Source organism: Tsukamurella sp. M9C (assembly GCF_020169415.1).
GTDB lineage: Bacteria > Actinomycetota > Actinomycetes > Mycobacteriales > Mycobacteriaceae > Tsukamurella.
This window is the reverse complement of sequence record NZ_JAIULG010000031.1, coordinates 17176-35369: the sequence shown is the minus strand read 5'-3', so window position 1 is coordinate 35369 and position 18194 is coordinate 17176. Positions and strand designations below refer to the sequence as shown.

Here is an 18194-nt window from a genome sequence, read left to right as displayed (position 1 = left end):
AACTACAGGCGGACCGGGTAGTCCGGCTCCTCGATGGCCGGGTGGATGCGGTCCTCGACGAAGATGCCGTGCCAGACCATGAACACCAGGACGGTCCAGATCCGGCGGGAGTGGTCGGTGCCGCCCGGCCAGCCCTCGGGGGCCTTCGCCTTGTGCTCGTCGAGCATGGCGAGCACCGCGCGCCGGTCGATCCACTCGTCGGTCTGCGACTCCTCGATGACGTTCCGGGCCCAGTCGTAGAGCTCCGGGCCGGCCAGCCAGTGCCGCAGCGGCACGGGGAAGCCCAGCTTCTTCCGGTGCAGCACGTGCGGCGGGATGATCTCCTCCAGCGCGCGGCGCAGCGCGTACTTCGACGTGCCGCCGGCCAGCTTGAGGTCGGCGGGGAGGGTCTCCGCGACGCGGAAGACCTCCTTGTCCAGGAAGGGCACGCGCAGCTCGAGCGAGTTGGCCATCGTCATCTTGTCGGCCTTGACCAGGATGTCGCCGCGGAGCCAGGTGAACTGGTCCAGGTGCTGCATCCGCTCGACGGGGCCCCAGCCGCGGGTCTTGGCGTAGATCGGCGCGGTCACGTCGGTGTGCGTCCACTCCGGCCGGAAGTCGCGCAGCACGTAGTCCAGCTGCGCGTCGTTGAACGAGCGCGCGTTGCCGTAGTACCGCTCCTCGAGCGGCAGTGAGCCGCGCTGCAGCAGCGACTTGCCGCGCTTGCCCTCGGGCATGCGGTCGCCGATCCTCCCGGCGGTGCGTCGCGCCCAGGCGGGCAGCTTGTCGAAGGGCGCGAGGGAGAGCGGCTCCTTGTAGATGGTGTAGCCGCCGAACAGTTCGTCGGCGCCCTCGCCCGACAGCACGACCTTGACGTGCTTGCGGGCCTCGCGCGCGAGGTAGTAGAGGGGGACGAGCGACGGGTCGGCCACCGGATCGTCGAGGTACCAGACGATGGCGGGGATCGCGTCGCGGAACTCCTCCGGCGAGACCGTCTTGACCACATGGCGGGCGCCGATCGCCTCGGCCGACTCGGCGGCCACGTCGACCTCGCTGTAGCCCTCGCGCTGGAAACCGGTGGTGATGGTGATCAGGTCGGGGTTGTGCTGGATCGCCAGCGCCGCGACGGCGGTCGAGTCGATGCCGCCGGAGAGGAAGGACCCGACGGTGACGTCGGCGCGCATGTGCATCTTCACCGAGTCGCGCAGCGCGTCGGCGATGTCGCGGTAGACGGCCTTCGCCTCGGCGGACTCGAGGCCGCCGGTGACGGGTTTCACGGGGAAGCGGGGCTCGAAGTAGCGCTTCGCCTCGATGGTGCCGCCGGGGGAGAGCGTGGCGTAACAGCCCGACTCGAGGCGGCGGATGCCCAGGTGCAGCGACTCGGGCTCGGGCACGTACTGCAGCACGGTGTAGTGCTGCACGGCGCGGGCGTCGAGGCCCGGCTTCAGGCCCGCCTCGTCGGCCAGCGCGAGCACGGACTTCTTCTCCGACGAGAAGACGGTGCCCTTCGACCCGGTCGCGACGTACAGGGGCTTGATGCCGAACTGGTCGCGGGCGAGCGTCAGCTCCCGCTTCTCGGTGTCCCAGATCGCGAAGGCGAACATGCCCCGCAGTTCGGCGAGCACCCCGTCGATGCCCCAGTGGTGGAAGCCGGCGACGATCGGCTCGCCGTCGCCCTCGGTGCGGAACTCGGCGCCGAACTCGTCGGTCAGGCGCCGGCGCAGCTCAAGGTAGTTGTAGATCTCGCCGTTGAAGGTCAGCGCGTACCGGTCGGGGCTCTCGGGCGGGCCCCAGCGCAGCGGCTGATGGGCGTGCTCGATGTCGATGAAGGCGAGGCGGTTGAAGCTCAGCGCCAGGTCGTCGTCGTGCCACGACCCGCCGAACTCGTCGGGGCCGCGGTGCCGCATGCACCGGCCGGCGGCGGTCACCGCGTCGACGACGTCGCCCGCGTGCTGATCGGCGGACAGGAATCCCAGGAGGCCACACACGGTTGACCAGTATGCCGGAACGGGCCCCTGCACCCGGAACGGTGCAGGCCCGTGCGCCGGACACACGAAACGACGCGCCATTTGGCGACCCCGCAACGTGTACCCCGTCCCGTTGGTCTACGCTGCGTAGTACAAGGGGAACGTGCAGCCCCGGCCGTGAGTTCCCGGACGGGGAGACGGTCCGGAACGGGCCCCGTAGCACTGACCGTGTTTCAGCAGGAAGGCGCGACATTGGCACCCGGAAGTAACGCCCACGGTGGGGCCGCGTCCTGGCGTAAGCGCCTGGTTCTGGCCGCCGGGCTCGTCGCTGGCATGTTCGCTCTGGCGGGCTGCTCGGCCGACGAGGTGATGCGTTTCGGTTGGCCCGAGGGTGTTACCCCCGAGGCCCGTGACATGACTGAGCTGTGGAGCTGGTCCGTCGTGGCCGCCCTGATCATGGGTGTCCTCGTCTGGGCCCTCACGTTCTGGACCATCACGTTCCACCGGCGCAAGGCGGACTCGCCCGATTTCCCCCGGCAGACCGCGTACAACGTGCCGCTGGAGCTGCTGTACACCGCGATCCCGTTCCTCATCATCGCCGTCCTCTTCTACTTCACCGTGGTCGTGCAGACCAAGGTCGAGAAGATCGAGGACAACCCGGGCGTGACCGTCGACGTCACCGCCTTCCAGTGGAACTGGCGTTTCGCGTACCGCGAGGTCACCCTCAACGGCACCAAGATCAAGCTCGAGCGGGAGAACCCGTACGGCAAGCAGCCCGACATCGCGAAGCTCAACGAAGAAGCCGAGAAGATGAAGGAGCACGGGCACGTCGAGGCGCAGCCCGAGCGTGGCCCGAACCACGGCCGCTTCCAGGAGATCCGCGACTACCTGAAGTTCAGCACCGTCGAGGTGCAGGGCTCGTCCGCCGAGATCCCCGTCCTGGTGCTGCCGACCGACACCCGCATCCAGTTCGACCTGGCCTCGGCCGACGTCGTCCACTCGTTCTACGTCCCGCAGTTCGCCTTCAAGCGCGACGTGATGCCGAACCCGGTGCAGAACCACACCCAGAACAAGTTCCAGGTGTCCAGCATCGACCGGCCCGGCGCCTTCGTCGGCCGCTGCGCCGAGATGTGCGGCGACTACCACTCCATGATGAACTTCGAGATCCGCGCCGTGACGCCGGAGAACTTCAAGAAGTACATCGAGGCGCGCCAGGGCGGCAAGGACAACGTCGCCGCGCTCGAGTCGATCGGCGAGGTGGGCGTCTCCACGAGCACGTTCCCGTTCGACACCCGCCGCACCGGCCGCACCCCGTCGGGCAACAGCACCGCGCCCGTGAACGCAGAAGGAGCGAACTGACCCATGAAGGTCGAAGCGAAACTCTTCGAGTTCCTCACCGCGTTCTTCTTCCTCGCGGGCATCCTGTACACCGTCGCGACCGCGATCTGGGGCCCGGGCTACGGCTACGGCGCCGTGGAGTGGGTCGGCGTGACCGGCATGTTCCTCACCGGCGGCCTGACGCTGATCATCGGCACGTACTTCCGGTTCGTGTCGAACCGCGTCGACACCCGCCCCGAGGACTACGAGGACGCCGAGGTGTCCGACGGTGCCGGCGAGCTGGGCTTCTTCAGCCCGCACTCGTGGTGGCCCATCCTGCTCTCGGCCTCGGTCGCCGTGGTCGGCATCTCCGTCGCCCTGCAGCTCTACTGGCTCTGGTTCTTCGGCGGCCTGCTCGTCGTGGGCGCCGCGTGGGGCCTCGTCTTCGAGTACCACAAGGGTCCCGAGAAGCACTAGGACACGTTCTTCAGCGACGCCCGCACCGGAATTCACCGGGGCGGGCGTCGTTCTTTCGTCCGCGTTCACCGCGGCGCCGTCCGCGGGTCGTCTCGGGCTGGTTGCATGCACCCATGACGCAGGCCAGAGCCGGGCTGTCCGTACGCAAGCTCACCGCCGACGAGGTGCGCGGCCGGGGCGGCACCGTCGCTCCGCCGAAGGCCAAGCTCGACTTCGCGGAGGCGGAGCCCGAGGCGTACGGCGACGGGGCCTACGGCACCGTCGGGCACACCGGCGTCGTCCACGCTCCCGAGCGCGCCTACCTGGCAGTGGACACCGTCGGCAGCCCCCGGACCTCCGAGGACTTCCGCGTGGCCGCGGAGGCCCTCTACGCGGCCGCGTACGGCGTCAAGGTGCGCAACAAGGCCCTCTACCGCCGCGGCACCCCCGGCGCCGACGACGCGGCTCGCAGTGACTTCCGGATGCCCCCGCTCGAGCGTCTCCGCGGCGACGTGGCGCCGCAGGACACCGACAGCGCCCGCTGGACGCTGCTGCTGCGCCGGCCCGCGTGGATCGATGAGGCCGAGGTGGGGGACGTGCTCGAACAGCTCGAGGTCAGCAAGGGGCTGAGTCTCGCCCGCGTGCACTGCCTGGACCTGCCGGCGTCGTCGTACCTGCAGACCCGCGTCGACGGGCGGTGGTCGGCCGCCCTGACGCCCACGGCGAAGGCCTTCGCCGTGCAGCTGCGCGAGCGGGGACTGACCGCCGTCGACGGTGCCTGGCACGAGGTCTGCCTCGGCGAGCCCGGCGCCCCGGTGGGGGAGAACAGCTACCTGCTGCGCCTGCGTCTGGCCTGAATCAGCGACGGGCGTCGCCGCGGGCGCGCGTCCATGTCACGTCGTCCCGGGTGCGTCGTTCGCGCCCGACCCCGACGACCGTGCCCGGTGCGTGCGCCGCGACCCCGAAGGCCGTCATCGACGCCACCTCCCACTCCCGCGGCACCCCGAAATCGGCGGCGACGGCGTCGCGGTCGAACGCCCGGAACTGGTGCGCGTCGAAGCCGATCGAGAGGGCCTGCAGCGTCATGTGCGCCACGGCCTGGCCGAGGTCGTAGCGGGCGAACTCCGAGTACTCCCAGTCGGTGTCCTCGACGAGGACCCGGGCGAGGTTCACGACGATCGCGGAGGCGTCGGGCGCCCAGCGTGCCGAGCTACCCGCGAGGTGCCGGACGATCCGTGCGTGCACGCCGTCGCCGCGGCGCCCCACGATGAAGGCCCAGGGCTGCGAGTTCCCGGCCGAAGGGGCGAGGCGGCCGGCATCGAGGATCGTGTCGAGCGCGGCGTCGCCGATCTCGACGTCGGGCGCGAAGGCCATCGGGCTGTGGCGGCGCAGAACGGCGGGATGGACCTCCGGGACGACCGGGACCTCGCAGGTGCTCACGGCGTCCATTGTGGCGGACCGTCGGACACCGGAAACGACTGCGGCCCCTCCCCGGGGTGGGGGAGGGGCCGCAGTGGCGTTGTCAGGACCTACTCGACGTCGAGCTTGCCGCCGTTGTCCTGGACCTTCTTGAGGGCCTCGAGCGCCTTGACCTCGTTCGCGTGATCGCGAGCGGCGTTGTCGCGCTGCTCCTCGGCCGAGTCGGCCCGCAGGAACGAGCCCGTGCCGGGCTGGCCGGCGGCACCGAGCTGGTTGGCCTTGGTCGGGACGACAGCGCCCTCGTAGGGGAGCGGCACGGCGTGGCCGTGGTCGTCGACGGGGCCGAGCGGCTGGTGGAGCTCGATGAACTCACCGTTCGGACGGCGCACGATGACGCCGGTCTCGATGCCGTGTTCCAGCACCGCGCGGTCGGCGCGCTGCAGGCCGATGCAGAACCGGTAGGTCAGCCAGTAGGCGACCGGCGGTGCCACGACCAGGCCGATGCGGCCGATCCACGTCATCGCGTTGAGCGAGATGTGGAACTTCAGCGCGATGACGTCGTTCACGCAGGAGAGCGTGAGCACGATGTAGAACGCGAGCGCCATGGCGCCGATCGCGGTACGCACCGGCACGTCGCGGGGACGCTGCAGGATGTTGTGGTGCGCATCGTCGCCGGTGAGCTTCTTCTCGATCCACGGGTAACCGAACATCAGGCCCACGATCACGCCGATGATGATCGCCACGAACGCGGCGCCCGGAACGGTGTGGCCCCAGATGTAGAGCTCCCACGCCGGCCACAGACGGGCCAGACCGTCCGTCCACATCATGTAGACGTCGGGCTGCACGCCCGCGGAGACCTTCGCCGGATCGTACGGGCCGATCGTCCACACGGGGTTGATCGTGAAGATGCCCGCCATGAGGGCGAGGATGCCGAAGGTGGCGGCGAAGTAGGCGCCGGTCTTGACCGCGAAGACGGGGAGGATGCGGACACCCACCACGTTCTCCTCGGTGCGGCCGGGGCCCGCGAACTGGGTGTGCTTCTGGTACCAGACGAGGGCGAGGTGGCCCGCGATCAGCGCCAGGATGATGCCCGGGAAGAGCAGGATGTGCAGCACGTACAGGCGCGGGATCAGCAGCTCGCCGGGGAAGTCCCCGCCGAACAGCGCCCAGTGGACCCAGGTGCCGACCACGGGGAGGCCGACGACGATGCCCGACATCGCGGCGCGGACGCCGGTGCCCGAGAGCAGGTCGTCCGGGATCGAGTAGCCGAAGAAGCCCTCGAACATCGCGAGCATCAGCAGCGCGCAGCCGATGACCCAGTTGGCCTCACGCGGGCGGCGGAACGCACCGGTGAAGAAGATGCGGGCCATGTGGATGATGATCGACGCGGCGAACATCAGCGCGGCCCAGTGGTGGATCTGGCGGACGAACAGGCCGCCGCGCACCTCGAAGGAGATGTCCAGGGTGGTGGCGTAGGCGCGCGACATCGCGACGCCGTGCAGCGGCTCGTAAGCGCCCTCGTAGTGGACCTCCGACAGCGACGGGTCGAAGAACAGGGTGAGGTACACGCCCGACAGCAGCAGGATCACGAAGCTGTACAGCGCGATCTCGCCCAGCATGAACGACCAGTGCGTGGGGAAGACCTTGTTGATCTGGCGACGGATCCCGGGCGCGAAGTGGTACCGCGAATCCAGATCGTTGGCCTGGTGGCCGATCCGATCTCCGAGTGTGGTCATCAGTGCGTCGCCTCCCAGAAGGCCGGTCCGACCTGTTCGATGAAGTCGCCGTTGGCGACCATGTAACCCTGCTCGTTGACCGAGATCGGCAGCTGCGCGAGGGCACGGGCGGCGGGACCGAAGACCGGCTTGCCGTACTCGAGCGCGTTGAACTGCGACTGGTGGCAGGGGCAGAGGATGCGGTTGGTCTGCTGCTCGTACAGCGAGGTGGGGCAGCCGAAGTGGCTGCAGACCTTGGTGTAGGCCCAGTAGTCGCCGTAGTTGAAGCTCTCCTGGCCCTCACGCTTGATCGCGCGCACGGCGTCCTCGGGACGCAGGCGGATCAGCATGACGGGGTTGCGGATGCCCTTGAGGCCGTGGAGCAGCTTGAGGCGCGACTCCTCGGTCTCGCCGAAGCCGTCCGAGACGCGCCACGGGAAGACCGTCATCATGCCGCCGGCGTCGAGGTCCTCGGCGCGCACCAGCTTGACCTTGTAGGGGTCGCCGACGTCGTTGCGCAGGAACACGGCCTCGTGGTTGAGGTCGCTCGAGAAGTCGTTGTCCAGCGAGTTCCAGTACGGCGACCAGCCGGTGTGCCACAGCGGCGAGGCCTCGCGCTTGGCCCACGGGTTCTTCACCAGGCCGCCGATGAAGCCGGCCGCGGCACCGAGGCCGAGGACGCCGACACCGAATCCGGCCGAGGCCATGATCATCTTGCGGCGGGGGAGCGTGGAGGTCTCCAGCGCGTCCTTGAACAGCGCGGCCGTGGTGGCCTTGTCGACCTTGGACGAGCCGCCGGCGTCGTGCCGCTGCTGGACCGCGATCTCCTCGGGGATGAACTTCTTGGTGAACTGCACGGTGCCCGCGAAGACGCAGAGCAGCGACAGCCCGAAGGTGATGCCCAGCATCGGGGTGTACAGCGTGTACCACCAGTAGTGGGCGTCATCGATGCCCTGGTACTTCCACGGCCAGAACAGGAAGACGCCGAGCAGCGCGGCGCCGAAGATCCCGGCCAGCACGAACCACAGGGCGACGGTGCGCTCGGCGCGCTTCTCCGCGCGGGTGCCGGGGACGGGCCAGCGGGGCTCGCGGTAGACCAGCTCGACACCGTCGAGGTTGGTACCGAGCTTCACCAGCTCTTCGTGGGACAGGTTGTCCAGTTCGTCGTCCGACGGGACGTTGTTCAACGGCTTGGCGGTCAATTCCTGCTCCCAACCCACATCGCGGCGCCGACGACGGCGATCATCCCGGTCACCCACATCACCATGCCCTCGGACGCGGTACCGAAACCGCCGAGGCCGTGGCCGCCGGGGGACTGGGTCTCGCCGACGTTCTTGATGAAGCCGATGATGTTCTTCTTCTCTTCAGGCGACAGTGCACGGTCCGAGAACTTGGGCATGTTCTGCGGGCCGGTCAGCATCGCGGCGTAGATCTCCTGCTCGTTCGCGGGATCCAGCGGCGGCGCGAACTTGCCACCGGACAGGGCGCCGCCCCGGCCGGTGAAGTTGTGGCACGACGCGCAGTTGAGGCGGAAGAGCTCGGCGCCGGCGCCGAGGTTCTTGCCGCGCAGCGACTCCTGCGCGATGACGCGGTTGCCGTTCTCGTCGCGCTTGATCGAGCCGTCCGGGTTGTACTCCCACACGATCGACGGGCCGCCGCCGATCGACTGGATGTACGCGCCCATGGCGTCGATCTGCTTCGCGTCGAACTTGGCCGGCTTGCGCACGATCTGCGCCGAGTTGACCGTCGCGGGCATGCGGCCCGAGTGCACCTGGAAGTACACGGCCGAGTCGCCGACGCCGACGAGGCTCGGACCGCGGTCCTTCACGCCCTCGAGGCTGGCGCCGTGGCAGCTGATGCACGAGGTCTCGTACAGGCGCTTGCCGTTCTCGACCTGCGCGGCGTCGAAGTCGTCGGCGATCGCGACCTGCGGGGTCGGGCTGGCGATCGTGGCGACACCGCCCGCGGCGAGGAGGCCTCCGACCAGCAGCGCCGCGCTCGCGAACTTGCGGCGGAGCTTGCGCTGCTTCCGGGCCTTCTGTGCCGAGGCGACGGGCGCGCGCCCGGCACCGTCGGGCTCGCCTCCCTCGCCGGCGGGCTCAAAGTTGGCTGAACTCATCTGCTATCCCTCTGTGATGGCGACTGAGATAAACGTCTTTAGCGAATGATGTAAATGACGGCGAAGAGGCCGATCCACACCACGTCGACGAAGTGCCAGTAGTAGCTGACGACGATCGCCGAAGTCGCCTGGGCGGGCGTGAACTTCGAGGCGCGACTGCGGGCCAGGATGAAGATGAAGGCCACCAGGCCGCCCATCACGTGCAGGCCGTGGAAGCCGGTGGCCATGTAGAACACCGAGCCGTAGACCGAGGAGCTGAGCGTGAGGCCCTCGCCGATCAGGGTCTTGTACTCGTTGAGCTGGCCCGCGACGAACAGGGCACCCATGATCAGCGAGACCAGGTACCAGATGCGGAACTTGAAGACGTCGCCCTTCTCCGCGGCGAAGACGCCCAGCTGGCAGGTGACCGACGAGGCGATCAGCACGATGGTCGGCGGCAGCGCCGCCATCAGGCTGACGTTCGTGTCGACGGGGGGCCATCCGTTCTCCCCAGCTCCGGCCCGCGCCACGAAGTACATGGCGAAGAGCCCGGCGAAGAACATGAGCTCGCTCGACAGCCAGACGATGGTCCCGACGCTGACCATGTTGGGCCGGTTGAGTGAGTGCACGCGCTGGGTGATGGCTGTAGCTGAGGTCGGTGCGGCGCTAGTCACTCCGCAAGTATGACCGGTCGTAGTATCGAATGCCTACCCGGGTCGCAGATTGGGCGCGTCGAATATCGCGGGCAGGTTCAGGACCTCCCGCTCGACGACTCGAAACGCCACGTCAACGGCCTGATCGGCACCAGCAGATAAGGCATACCTTGCCCTACGACCTCAATGGCAGACCCGAGCAGCGGACCCGTCTGGGCCGCCTTCTCGGCCGCCTGTCCACGCGCACCGTCGAGGAGTTAACGCCCGGGGACCCCGGTTTGGTTCCCGTGGCCGAATCGGGCGACGACGCGGCGGCCTCGTCGTCGGTCCTCGACGCCTCCCCGGGCTTCGATCCGGAGGCACAGAGCGTGCTGCGGCACGTGCTCGAGATCCCGCGCGGGGAGGTCGACGAGGTGCTGCGGCTCGTCGCGCAGGACCGGTACGAGCGCGTGCCCGACGGTGCGCCGTCCGGCGAGGGCCTGGAGACGGTGGCGGTGGCGCGGGTGCAGAGGGTCGACGCGCTGCACGTCTCGCAGGAGCGCTCGCGGATGGCGGGCGTCACCGCGCGGCACGGCGGACGGGCCGTCCTGTGGCAGGTGCTCCAGATACCGGGTTGACCGCCCCGATTACAGTTGCGGCCATGGATTGGCCGACGGTTCTCACCGAGCTCACCTCCCAGCGCGACCTCAGCGCGGAGCAGGCGCGGTGGGCGATGTCCGAGATCATGAGTGACGGGGCGACCCCGTCGCAGATCTCCGCGTTCGGCGTCGCCATGAAGATGAAGGGCCCGTCGCCCGTCGAGGTGCGGGCGCTGGCCGACGTGATGCTCTCGCTCACCACCCCCGTGCCCTTCGACGCCCGCGCCGTCGACATCGTCGGCACCGGCGGCGACCGCTCGCACTCGGTGAACATCTCCACCATGAGCTCGATCGTCGTGGCCGCCGCGGGCGTGCCCGTCCTCAAGCACGGCAACCGGGCGGCGTCGTCGAAGTCGGGCGGCGCGGACTGCCTCGAGGCGCTGGGCGTGGCCATCGGGCTGAACGCCGACGGCGTCGCGCGCACCACGACCGAGCTGGGCATCGGCTTCTGCCTCGCCTCCGTCTTCCACTCGGGCCTGCGCTTCGCCGGCGCGACCCGTAAGGAGATCGGCATCCCCACCGTCTTCAACGTGCTCGGGCCGCTGACCAACCCCGGCCGCCCCTCCGCCGGCCTCATCGGCTGCGCCTTCGCCGACCTCGCCCCCGTCGTGGCGCAGGCCTTCGCCGACCGCGGCGGCCAGGACCACGTGATCGTCGTCCGCGGCGACGACGGGCTGGACGAGCTGACCACCACGTCGACCTCCACCGTCTGGCGGGTGCAGGAGGACGGCGTCGGGGTCGAATCGGTCGACCCGCGCGAGCTGGGCCTGACCCGGGTCGCGATGGAGGACCTGCGCGGCGGCGACGCGACCGTGAACGCGGCCATCGCGCGCGCCTTCCTCGCCGGCGAGACCGGCGCGGTGCGTGACGCCGTGCTGCTCAACTCGGCCGGCGCCGTCGCCGCGTACGAGGGGCTGACCGCGGGGGAGTCGGTGCAGGACTCGATCGCCGCGCACCTGCCGCGGGTCGCCGAGGCCGTCGACTCGGGCGCCGCGGCCGCGCTGCTCGACCGCTGGATCGCGCTCTCGCAGGAGATCGCGGGCGCGTGAGCGGGTCGGGACTGGACCGGATGCGCGCCGACGCCGCAGCCCGGGGCCTGACGGTGACCGTCCGCGAGCGCCCGGCGGCGCGGAGCCTGGAGGAGGCGGCCGCACTGATGGACCTGCCGCCGTCGCAACTGGTGAAGTCACTCGTCGTGCGCCGCGGCGAGGGCGCCTACCTGTTCGCGCTGGTCCCCGGCGACCGCTCGATCGCCTGGCCCAAGTTGCGCGCCGTCGTCGGCGTGAACCGGCTCGCCATGCCGCCCGCCGCCGAGGCCCTCGAGGCCACGGGGTACGAGCGCGGCACGATCACGCCCGTCGGGGCGCGCGGAGATTGGCCGGTGTACGTCGACGAGCGGATCGTCGGCGCGACGGTGGCCCTCGGTGCCGGCGCGCACGGGCACAGCGCGATCGTCGACGCCGACGCCCTCATCGCGGCGTACGGCGCGACCGTCGCCGACATCTCCGACTAGGCGCGCGAACAGAACGCACAAAATTCCATTCCGTGGAATTCCGTGTTCCGCCCGCCTACCCTTGTCGGCGTGAGTAAGCGCACCGTCTCCCCGCAGATCGCCCGTTCCTGGCTGCTCGTCCCGGCCTCCCATCCCGAGTCCTTCGCCGTTGCGCAGGCAAGCGACGCCGACGCCGTGATCATCGACCTCGAGGACGCCGTCGCCGCGAAGGACAAGGAGCAGGCGCGGGCCGACACCGTCGAGTGGCTGTCGACCGGCCACCGTGCCTGGGTACGCATCAACGACGCGGCGAGCGAGTACTGGAGCGCCGACTGCGCCGCGCTCAAACAGTGCGCCGGCCTCGAGGGCGTGATGCTCGCGAAGTCCGAGGGATCGAGCCACCTCGACGACACCGCGGACCGTCTCCCCGACGGCACGCCGATCCTCGCGCTCGTCGAGACGGCCCGTGGGATGCAGAACGTCGCGCGGATCGCCTCCGCGCCGTCGACCTTCCGGATCGCTTTCGGCACGGGCGATTTCAAGCGCGACACCGCCGTCGGCGAGGATCCGATCGCCCTGGCCTACGCGCGCTCGCAGCTGGTCATCGCGTCGCGCGCGGCGCGCCTGCCCGCGCCGATCGACGGGCCGACCCTGAACATCGCGCACCTGCCCACCGGGACCGCCCTGGCGAAGGAGATGGGCATGTCCGGGAAGCTGTGCCTCACGCCGGAGCACGCCGGCGTCATCAACAGCGGCCTCAGCCCGAGCGAGTCGGAGGTGGCGTGGGCGCACGGCTTCATCGACGCCTTCGAGAAGTCCGGCGGCAAGATCACCGACGGCTCGGACCTCCCGCGCCTGGCGCGGGCCCAGAAGATCGTGCAGCAGGCCGTCGACTTCGGCATCGAGGTCGAGGCCGCGGAGGTCAGCCACAGCGGCTACTGACCGCACGGCCTACTCTCGGGGCATGGGGTTGTTCGGGAGGAAGAAGTCGGTCGAGGACCAGCCGGACCCGTACCTGGATCTGCTGACGATCCGCGACGCGGACCGGCTGCGGGCGCTCACGCGGACTGTGCTGGCGGAGAACGGGTTCGAGGCGCAGGTGCTCGGTGACCACCTCGCTCTCGCCGACGGGCGAACGCTGGGGCTCGACAACCTCGTGCGCAAGGTCCGCGCCGCCGACGGTGAGGAGTGGGACCGGATCGTCCGCTCGCACCTGGCGGCGCTGCTCAGGCCCAGTGAGGACCCCACCGGCGATGACCTGCTGACCCGGATCGTGGCGCGGCTGCTCGACGTCTCCGTGGGCTCCGGCGACCCGAGGCTGACCTTCGACTACGCGTCGCCCTGGCAGCCGGGCGTCGCGGAGATCCTGGTGGTGGATCACCCCGACCATGTGAGCATGCTCGGCGACGGCTCGGTCCGCGACCTGGCGCCGCTCGGGCCCTGGTACGACCGGGCGCGACGGAACCTGTTCCGCGAGCTGACCGAGACGGCCGAGGTCCGCGTCGAGACCGTGGAGCACGACGGTCACCGATTCCAGTGCGCTCTCAGTGAATCCGTGTTCACCGCCAGCGGCGCGCTACTCCTGCCCGAACTGCTCCCGCGGTGGGTGCCGGGCATCGACGTGAGCGGCGGCGTGCTGTTCGCCGTGCCCTTCCGCAACCAGCTGGCGTTCGCCGCCTGCTCGAGTGCGGAGGCCGCGCTCGGCGGGCTCATGCTGCTGCCCGTGTTCGCCGCCAACGGCTACTCCGACGGGGTGGGCCCGGTATCGCCGAACGTCTACTACTGGCGTGACGGTACGGTGACGCAGATCAGCAGCATCGCCGACGACGCGCTGAACGTCACTCCGCCGCCGGAGCTCCTGGAGATCATCAACGGCGAGTAGGCGTCAGTTCCCGATGTCGAAGCCCGCGTCGACGTCCGCCGAGGCGTACTCGCGGAACGCGATGTGGGTGGACGTGCTCGCGACGCCGTCGATGCGGTTGATCTTCTCCGTGACCACCTCGGCGATCTGATCGTGCTCGCGCACGCGGACCTTCGCGATGAGGTCGATATCGCCGGCGCAGGAGTACACCTCGGTCACGCCCTCGATGTTCGCGACGGCCTGCGCGGTCTCGGGGATGCGGTGCACGTCGGCGTTGATGAGGACGATCGCGGTGATCACTGCGGGGCCTTCCGGTCGATCTGGCGTTCACGCGGCGTGCGTGGCCTCCTCACTGTATTGCCTGGCGGTCCCGCGCGGATGCGCCGCGGCCGCACGGGCGTCGCGGCCCGCTTCGGAGGCCCGCTCGGCCCACTCGAGCCAGCGCCCCGCGCCGGCCCGCGGCTCGCCCCACGTGCCCTGCACGTCGACGATGCGCGTACCCGGCCGGAGTGCCCAGCGGCGCAGGAGCGCGGCCTCCTCGGGGCTCGCGCCGTGCAGGGTGTCGGCGGGGAAGAGGGTGTCGGGCACGTCCGGCGCGGCGAGGTCGCCGCACGCCTCGTAGACCGACTCGGCGCCCGCGCGCAGCCGGTCGAAGACGGGCATCGGCGGCACCCCGCGCGGGGCGACCCCGGCGGCGGCCAGCCTGCCGTGGCGGACGATCGACAGCTCCCAGCCCCCGGCCCCGTCGGGATGGGCGATCGAGAGCTCGGGCACGTCCGCGAAGGCGACCAGCGCGTGCGACCGGGCGACGGCGTCCACCAGCCGGGCGGCGCGGTCGCGCAGCCGCGCGGCCGATTCGAAGAACTCCCGTTCCGCCAGCGCCGCCAGGCGCTCCTCCAGTGCGCCGAAGACGTCCGATGAGCGTCCGGTGAGCGCGGCCGCCGCCCGCTCGGCCCGCGGCCGGTACAGGGCGGCGGGTTCGGGCTCGGCGACGGAGGCCTGGCACCCGCCGAGGGGGCGCGCACCGTCGGGTCCCAGGGCGCACGGGTGGACCGCGCCGGCGCGCAGCCGGGTGGTGCACGTGCGCAGGCCGCACATCTCGGCGAGCAGCTCGGCGAGGTCGGCCGCGTCGGCGCGGGAGCGCACCGGCCCGATGCACGCCGTGCCCGCCGGCGCGGAGCGCTTCACCGCGAGCCGGGGGAAGGGCTCCGCGGTGAGGCAGATCCACCAGCCGCGCTTGGGGTACTTCGACCGGCGGTTGTACGGGGGAGTGTGCGCGGCGATGAGCCGCAGCTCGCGCGCGGCCGCCTCCAGCGCGTGCGCGCACTCCACGTGGTCCACCCGCTCCGCGAGGCCCACCATCTCCTTGATCCGGCCCCGCGTCTCGCCGGCGGTGAAGTAGCTGCGCACCCGGCGGTGCAGGTTCCCCGACGTGCCGACGTAGAGCACCTCGTTCCCGGGCCCGCGGAACAGGTACACGCCCGGCCGCTCGGGCAGCGGATCGGCGAGATGGCGCTTGGCGCGCTGCTGCGGCGTGACCGACGGCAGATGCCCGCGCAACTCCCCGAGGGTGTGGATGCCCAGGTTCCCCACCCGGCCGATCAGCCCGTGCAGCACCTCGACGGTGGCCCGCGCGTCGTCGAGCGCGCGGTGGTTGGGCGTGGTCTCCGTGCGGAACAGGCGCGCGAGCTCGCTGAGCTTGACCGACGGCGCCTCGTCCCGCGTGAGCACCCGGCGCGCGAGCTGGACCGTGCACAGCGACGCGGGTTTCGGCCACGGGGTGCCGGTGGCGGCCGCGGCGGCCTTGAGGAAGCCGAGGTCGAACCGGGCGTTGTGCGCGACCAGGACGGCGCCGTGGGCGAACTCGAGGAAGGAGGGGAGCACCGATTCGATCCGCGGGGCGCCGGTGACCATCGCCGTGGTGATGCCGGTGAGGTGCGTGATGTGCGGGGAGATGCCGCAGCCGGGATCCACCAGCGTCGCGAACTCGCCCAGGACCTCGCCGCCGCGCACCTTGACGGCGCCGATCTCGGTGATCGCGTCCCCGCCCTTGGGGGAACCGCCCGTGGTCTCCAGGTCGACCACCACGAAGGTCACCTCCCGCAGGGGCGGGTCGACGGTGCCCGTCTCGCAATCGTCCAGGCTGAGCTGCATGCGAGGACCGTAGAACACCCCACCGACAGGTTTTCGCCGACCGAACGCGCACTCGAAACTTGTCGGTCACCGCGCCTAGCGTCGCCGGCATCGAGACCCCGTCAACGAAGGGATGCACCATGACGCTGCACATCGACTGCTCCACCTGCCCCGCCAAGCCGCGAGCGTGCGGCGACTGCTCCGTCGGCTTCCTGCTCGGCCCGGTCGTCGTGTCCGCGCCGACCGGGCCGGGGCCCGGCGGCAGCGGGGACGCTTCGGTCACGGAACCGGGTCTGAGTGACGCAATCGCCGCATTCGCGAACGAGGGAATGTTGCCCCGCCTCAGGGTGGTCCCTGACCAGGCAAAACAGGCCGGATAGGGTGCTCCTCGGGGGTGTCTCGGGGTGGTTCCCCGGCGCGTCCGGCTAGACAGGCGCGTTTCCGTTTCGTAATCTTTCTGAGACCTTGCGGAGGAGCCCGGAGCGAAACACGCCCCGTCTCCCGAGGTCACCGCCTAAGAGGCCGCGAGGCCTCGCCGGGGACCCACACGTGTTATCCGGGGTGAATCGCCGGAGGTTCTTCGAGCCTCCGGGGTAGGGCATCTTCCTCGCCCGAACCCGTCAGCTAACTCGGTCGGCGGTCGGGAAGAAACTTAGGAGAATCGCTTCGTGGCGAAACACCGACTTCAGCCGCAGCCCAGCCGGGGTGCCACCGTCGCCCGCGGTGCCCTCGCAGCGGGCGCCGTGACCCTCGGCACGCTCGCGGTACCCGCGGCCGCGTTCGCAGCGCCCGCCCCCGCGGCGCCGGCGCCGGTCGCGCCCAACGCGAAGCCCGCCCCCGCGCCCGGCGTGAAGCCCGCGGTCGCCGCAGGGAAGGCCAAGCCGGCCGCGAAGCCCGCGCAGACCGTCGCCACCCGCAACACCACCGCGCGCCCGAACGTCGTGAGCGGCGTCGCGATCGCCCCGAAGCCGGGCGTCACCACCGTCGCCGGCGCGCAGCCGGGCGGCGCGAAGGCCAAGGTCGTCCAGGCCGCGCTGTCGCGCACCGGCCTGCCCTACTCGTACGGCTCCGCCGGCCCCAACTCGTTCGACTGCTCGGGCCTCGTCTACTGGTCCATGAAGCAGGCCGGCATCACGGTGCCGCGCGACAGCTACGGCCAGCTCGGCGGTGGCCGCTCGATCCCGATCTCGGACCTGCAGGCCGGCGATATCGTGATCTACAACGGCGGCAGCCACGCCGCGCTGTACATCGGCAACGGCAAGGTCGTGCACTCGGTGAACTACGGCATCCCGGTCAAGGTGAGCCCGCTCAACGAGATGTCGGTCTACTCCGCTCGTCGTTACTGACGTAACCTGGCAGTGATTGCGTTCGCAATCGTGCTCCAGCTTGGAAGGACCCGCTCGGCCGTGTCATCGACCTCCCCCTCCCGCTCGCTCGTGTTGCGCGGTTCCGTCGCGTCCGCCGTGGTCGCCCTCGTGGCCGGGCTGACCGTCACCGGTAGCGCGACCGCGGATCCCGACACCGCCGACGCCGCTCTCAAGCAGTACGAGGCGCTCTCGGAGCAGGCCTCCGGCACCAACGAGGCCGCGAAGGCCGCGCAGGAGGACGCCGAGAAGGCCACCGCCGCCAAGCGCGCCGCCGATGCCACGCTGGTGGCCGCGAAGCGCGAGGTCGCCGCCGTGCAGGCGCGGAAGGCGGCCCTGCAGCCGCAGATCGACGCCGTCGTCGTCGCCAACTACAAGGGCTCGCGCACCAACCGCACGTACGCGCTGCTGGTGAGCGATTCGCCGCAGCAGATGCTCGACCAGATGTCGACGCTCGACTTCGTCAACCGCGACGTCGTCGCCACCGTCGACGCCTACAAGAAGTCGAAGGCCGCCGCCGATTCCGCGGCCACCCGCGCCGCCGACGCCGCCAAGTCGGCCGAGGACACCCGCACCGAAGCCGAGCGCAAGGCGGCGGACCTCCGGCAGAAGAAGTCGCGCCTGGCGCAGGAGATCGCCCGGATCAAGGCGATCTACGACCGGCTTACCGGCGCCCAGCGCCAGACGCTCATCGGCCCGCCCACGCCCTTCGACCCCAGCAAGGTGCCGCCGGGGAGCACCGCGGAGCTCGCCGCCGTGCGGGCCGCGCTCACCCGCGTCGGCAGCCCCTACGCCTGGGGCGGCACCGGCCCGGGCCAGTTCGACTGCTCGGGGCTCATGGTGTGGGCGTACCAGCAGTCCGGCAAGTCCCTGCCGCGCACCTCGCAGGCCCAGCTCAACGGTGGGCGTCCCGTCTCGCGCGGCGAGCTGCAGCCGGGCGACATCATCGTCTACTACTCCGCGGCCACCCACGTCGGCATGTACGTCGGCGACGGAAAGGTCGTGCACGCCTCCACGTTCGGTGTGCCCGTGCAGGTCGTGCCGATCGACGCCGCCGGCCCGTACAACTCGGCGGTCCGCTACTAGCCATCCGCGGTGCGGG

Annotated in this window: 19 protein-coding genes and 1 riboswitch; of the genes, 11 read left to right on the top strand and 8 right to left on the bottom strand. The window is 70.5% G+C overall.

Annotated elements, in window-relative coordinates; genetic code table 11:
- Positions 1-2: 2 nt before the first annotated feature.
- On the bottom strand, positions 3-1967 hold the full coding sequence (asnB, locus tag LB823_RS15235; protein ID WP_224648085.1) for an asparagine synthase (glutamine-hydrolyzing): 1965 nt from the start codon (positions 1965-1967) through the stop codon (positions 3-5).
- A 312-nt stretch (positions 1968-2279) separates the two neighbouring features.
- Here asnB and LB823_RS15230 point away from each other — a divergent pair, with 312 nt between their 5' ends.
- The 3 genes from LB823_RS15230 (at position 2280) to LB823_RS15220 (ending at position 4576) form a co-directional block, all read left to right on the top strand.
- A complete protein-coding gene (locus LB823_RS15230) occupies positions 2280-3305 on the top strand; it encodes a cytochrome c oxidase subunit II (protein ID WP_224648083.1) in 1026 nt (341 codons plus the stop codon).
- A 3-nt stretch (positions 3306-3308) separates the two neighbouring features.
- A complete protein-coding gene (locus LB823_RS15225; RefSeq protein ID WP_068521058.1) occupies positions 3309-3740 on the top strand; it encodes a cytochrome c oxidase subunit 4 in 432 nt (143 codons plus the stop codon).
- Positions 3741-3853: 113 nt separating this feature from the next.
- On the top strand, positions 3854-4576 hold the full coding sequence (locus tag LB823_RS15220) for a hypothetical protein (RefSeq protein WP_224648081.1): 723 nt from the start codon (positions 3854-3856) through the stop codon (positions 4574-4576).
- A 1-nt stretch (position 4577) separates the two neighbouring features.
- Here the strand turns inward: LB823_RS15220 and LB823_RS15215 are convergent, their stop codons facing one another.
- From LB823_RS15215 to LB823_RS15195, 5 genes are all read right to left on the bottom strand, one after another.
- Positions 4578-5168 (bottom strand): nitroreductase family protein, encoded by a 591-nt coding sequence (locus LB823_RS15215; RefSeq protein ID WP_374201334.1) that lies wholly within the window; start codon positions 5166-5168, stop codon positions 4578-4580.
- An 80-nt stretch (positions 5169-5248) separates the two neighbouring features.
- The gene (locus LB823_RS15210; RefSeq protein WP_224648077.1) at positions 5249-6874 is read right to left on the bottom strand and encodes a cytochrome bc complex cytochrome b subunit; all 1626 of its coding nucleotides are present in this window, start codon (positions 6872-6874) and stop codon (positions 5249-5251) included.
- Complete coding sequence (locus LB823_RS15205) at positions 6874-8055, bottom strand: ubiquinol-cytochrome c reductase iron-sulfur subunit (protein ID WP_224648075.1); 1182 nt, start codon at positions 8053-8055, stop codon at positions 6874-6876. The genes LB823_RS15210 and LB823_RS15205 overlap by 1 nt, the downstream gene beginning before the upstream one ends.
- A complete protein-coding gene (locus LB823_RS15200; protein ID WP_224648074.1) occupies positions 8052-8972 on the bottom strand; it encodes a c-type cytochrome in 921 nt (306 codons plus the stop codon). The genes LB823_RS15205 and LB823_RS15200 overlap by 4 nt, the downstream gene beginning before the upstream one ends.
- Before the next feature lie 38 nt (positions 8973-9010).
- Positions 9011-9625, bottom strand: coding sequence for a heme-copper oxidase subunit III (locus tag LB823_RS15195; protein ID WP_224648073.1), 615 nt, complete (start codon positions 9623-9625; stop codon positions 9011-9013).
- A gap of 266 nt (positions 9626-9891) precedes the next feature.
- Between LB823_RS15195 and LB823_RS15190 the strand changes: the two genes are divergently transcribed.
- The 5 genes from LB823_RS15190 (at position 9892) to LB823_RS15170 (ending at position 13616) form a co-directional block, all read left to right on the top strand.
- The gene (locus LB823_RS15190; RefSeq protein WP_224648072.1) at positions 9892-10221 is read left to right on the top strand and encodes a hypothetical protein; all 330 of its coding nucleotides are present in this window, start codon (positions 9892-9894) and stop codon (positions 10219-10221) included.
- Positions 10222-10244: 23 nt separating this feature from the next.
- Complete coding sequence (trpD, locus tag LB823_RS15185; protein WP_224648071.1) at positions 10245-11291, top strand: anthranilate phosphoribosyltransferase; 1047 nt, start codon at positions 10245-10247, stop codon at positions 11289-11291.
- On the top strand, positions 11288-11755 hold the full coding sequence (locus LB823_RS15180; RefSeq protein WP_224648070.1) for an aminoacyl-tRNA deacylase: 468 nt from the start codon (positions 11288-11290) through the stop codon (positions 11753-11755). The genes trpD and LB823_RS15180 overlap by 4 nt, the downstream gene beginning before the upstream one ends.
- Positions 11756-11824: 69 nt before the next feature.
- The gene (locus tag LB823_RS15175) at positions 11825-12676 is read left to right on the top strand and encodes a CoA ester lyase (protein ID WP_224648069.1); all 852 of its coding nucleotides are present in this window, start codon (positions 11825-11827) and stop codon (positions 12674-12676) included.
- Between the two features lie 22 nt (positions 12677-12698).
- A complete protein-coding gene (locus LB823_RS15170) occupies positions 12699-13616 on the top strand; it encodes a hypothetical protein (RefSeq protein ID WP_224648068.1) in 918 nt (305 codons plus the stop codon).
- Positions 13617-13619: 3 nt separating this feature from the next.
- Here the strand turns inward: LB823_RS15170 and LB823_RS15165 are convergent, their stop codons facing one another.
- Together LB823_RS15165 and LB823_RS15160 are read right to left on the bottom strand one after the other, a co-directional pair.
- A complete protein-coding gene (locus LB823_RS15165; RefSeq protein ID WP_068521033.1) occupies positions 13620-13895 on the bottom strand; it encodes an Lrp/AsnC family transcriptional regulator in 276 nt (91 codons plus the stop codon).
- Positions 13896-13922: 27 nt separating this feature from the next.
- On the bottom strand, positions 13923-15749 hold the full coding sequence (locus tag LB823_RS15160) for a DEDD exonuclease domain-containing protein (RefSeq protein ID WP_224648067.1): 1827 nt from the start codon (positions 15747-15749) through the stop codon (positions 13923-13925).
- A 119-nt stretch (positions 15750-15868) separates the two neighbouring features.
- On the opposite strand from LB823_RS15160, the gene LB823_RS15155 reads away from it, so the two are divergent.
- The 3 genes from LB823_RS15155 (at position 15869) to LB823_RS15145 (ending at position 18178) form a co-directional block, all read left to right on the top strand.
- Positions 15869-16108 carry a hypothetical protein gene (locus LB823_RS15155; RefSeq protein ID WP_224648066.1) on the top strand — a complete coding sequence of 80 codons (240 nt, stop codon included), beginning with the start codon at positions 15869-15871 and terminating at the stop codon, positions 16106-16108.
- 121 nt (positions 16109-16229) lie between these two features.
- Positions 16230-16382: riboswitch (cyclic di-AMP (ydaO/yuaA leader) on the top strand.
- Positions 16383-16396: 14 nt separating this feature from the next.
- Entirely contained in the window at positions 16397-17074 is a 678-nt protein-coding gene (locus LB823_RS15150) for a C40 family peptidase (RefSeq protein ID WP_224648065.1), read from the top strand.
- A gap of 60 nt (positions 17075-17134) precedes the next feature.
- Positions 17135-18178, top strand: coding sequence for an NlpC/P60 family protein (locus LB823_RS15145; RefSeq protein WP_224648064.1), 1044 nt, complete (start codon positions 17135-17137; stop codon positions 18176-18178).
- The last annotated feature ends 16 nt before the right edge of the window (positions 18179-18194 follow it).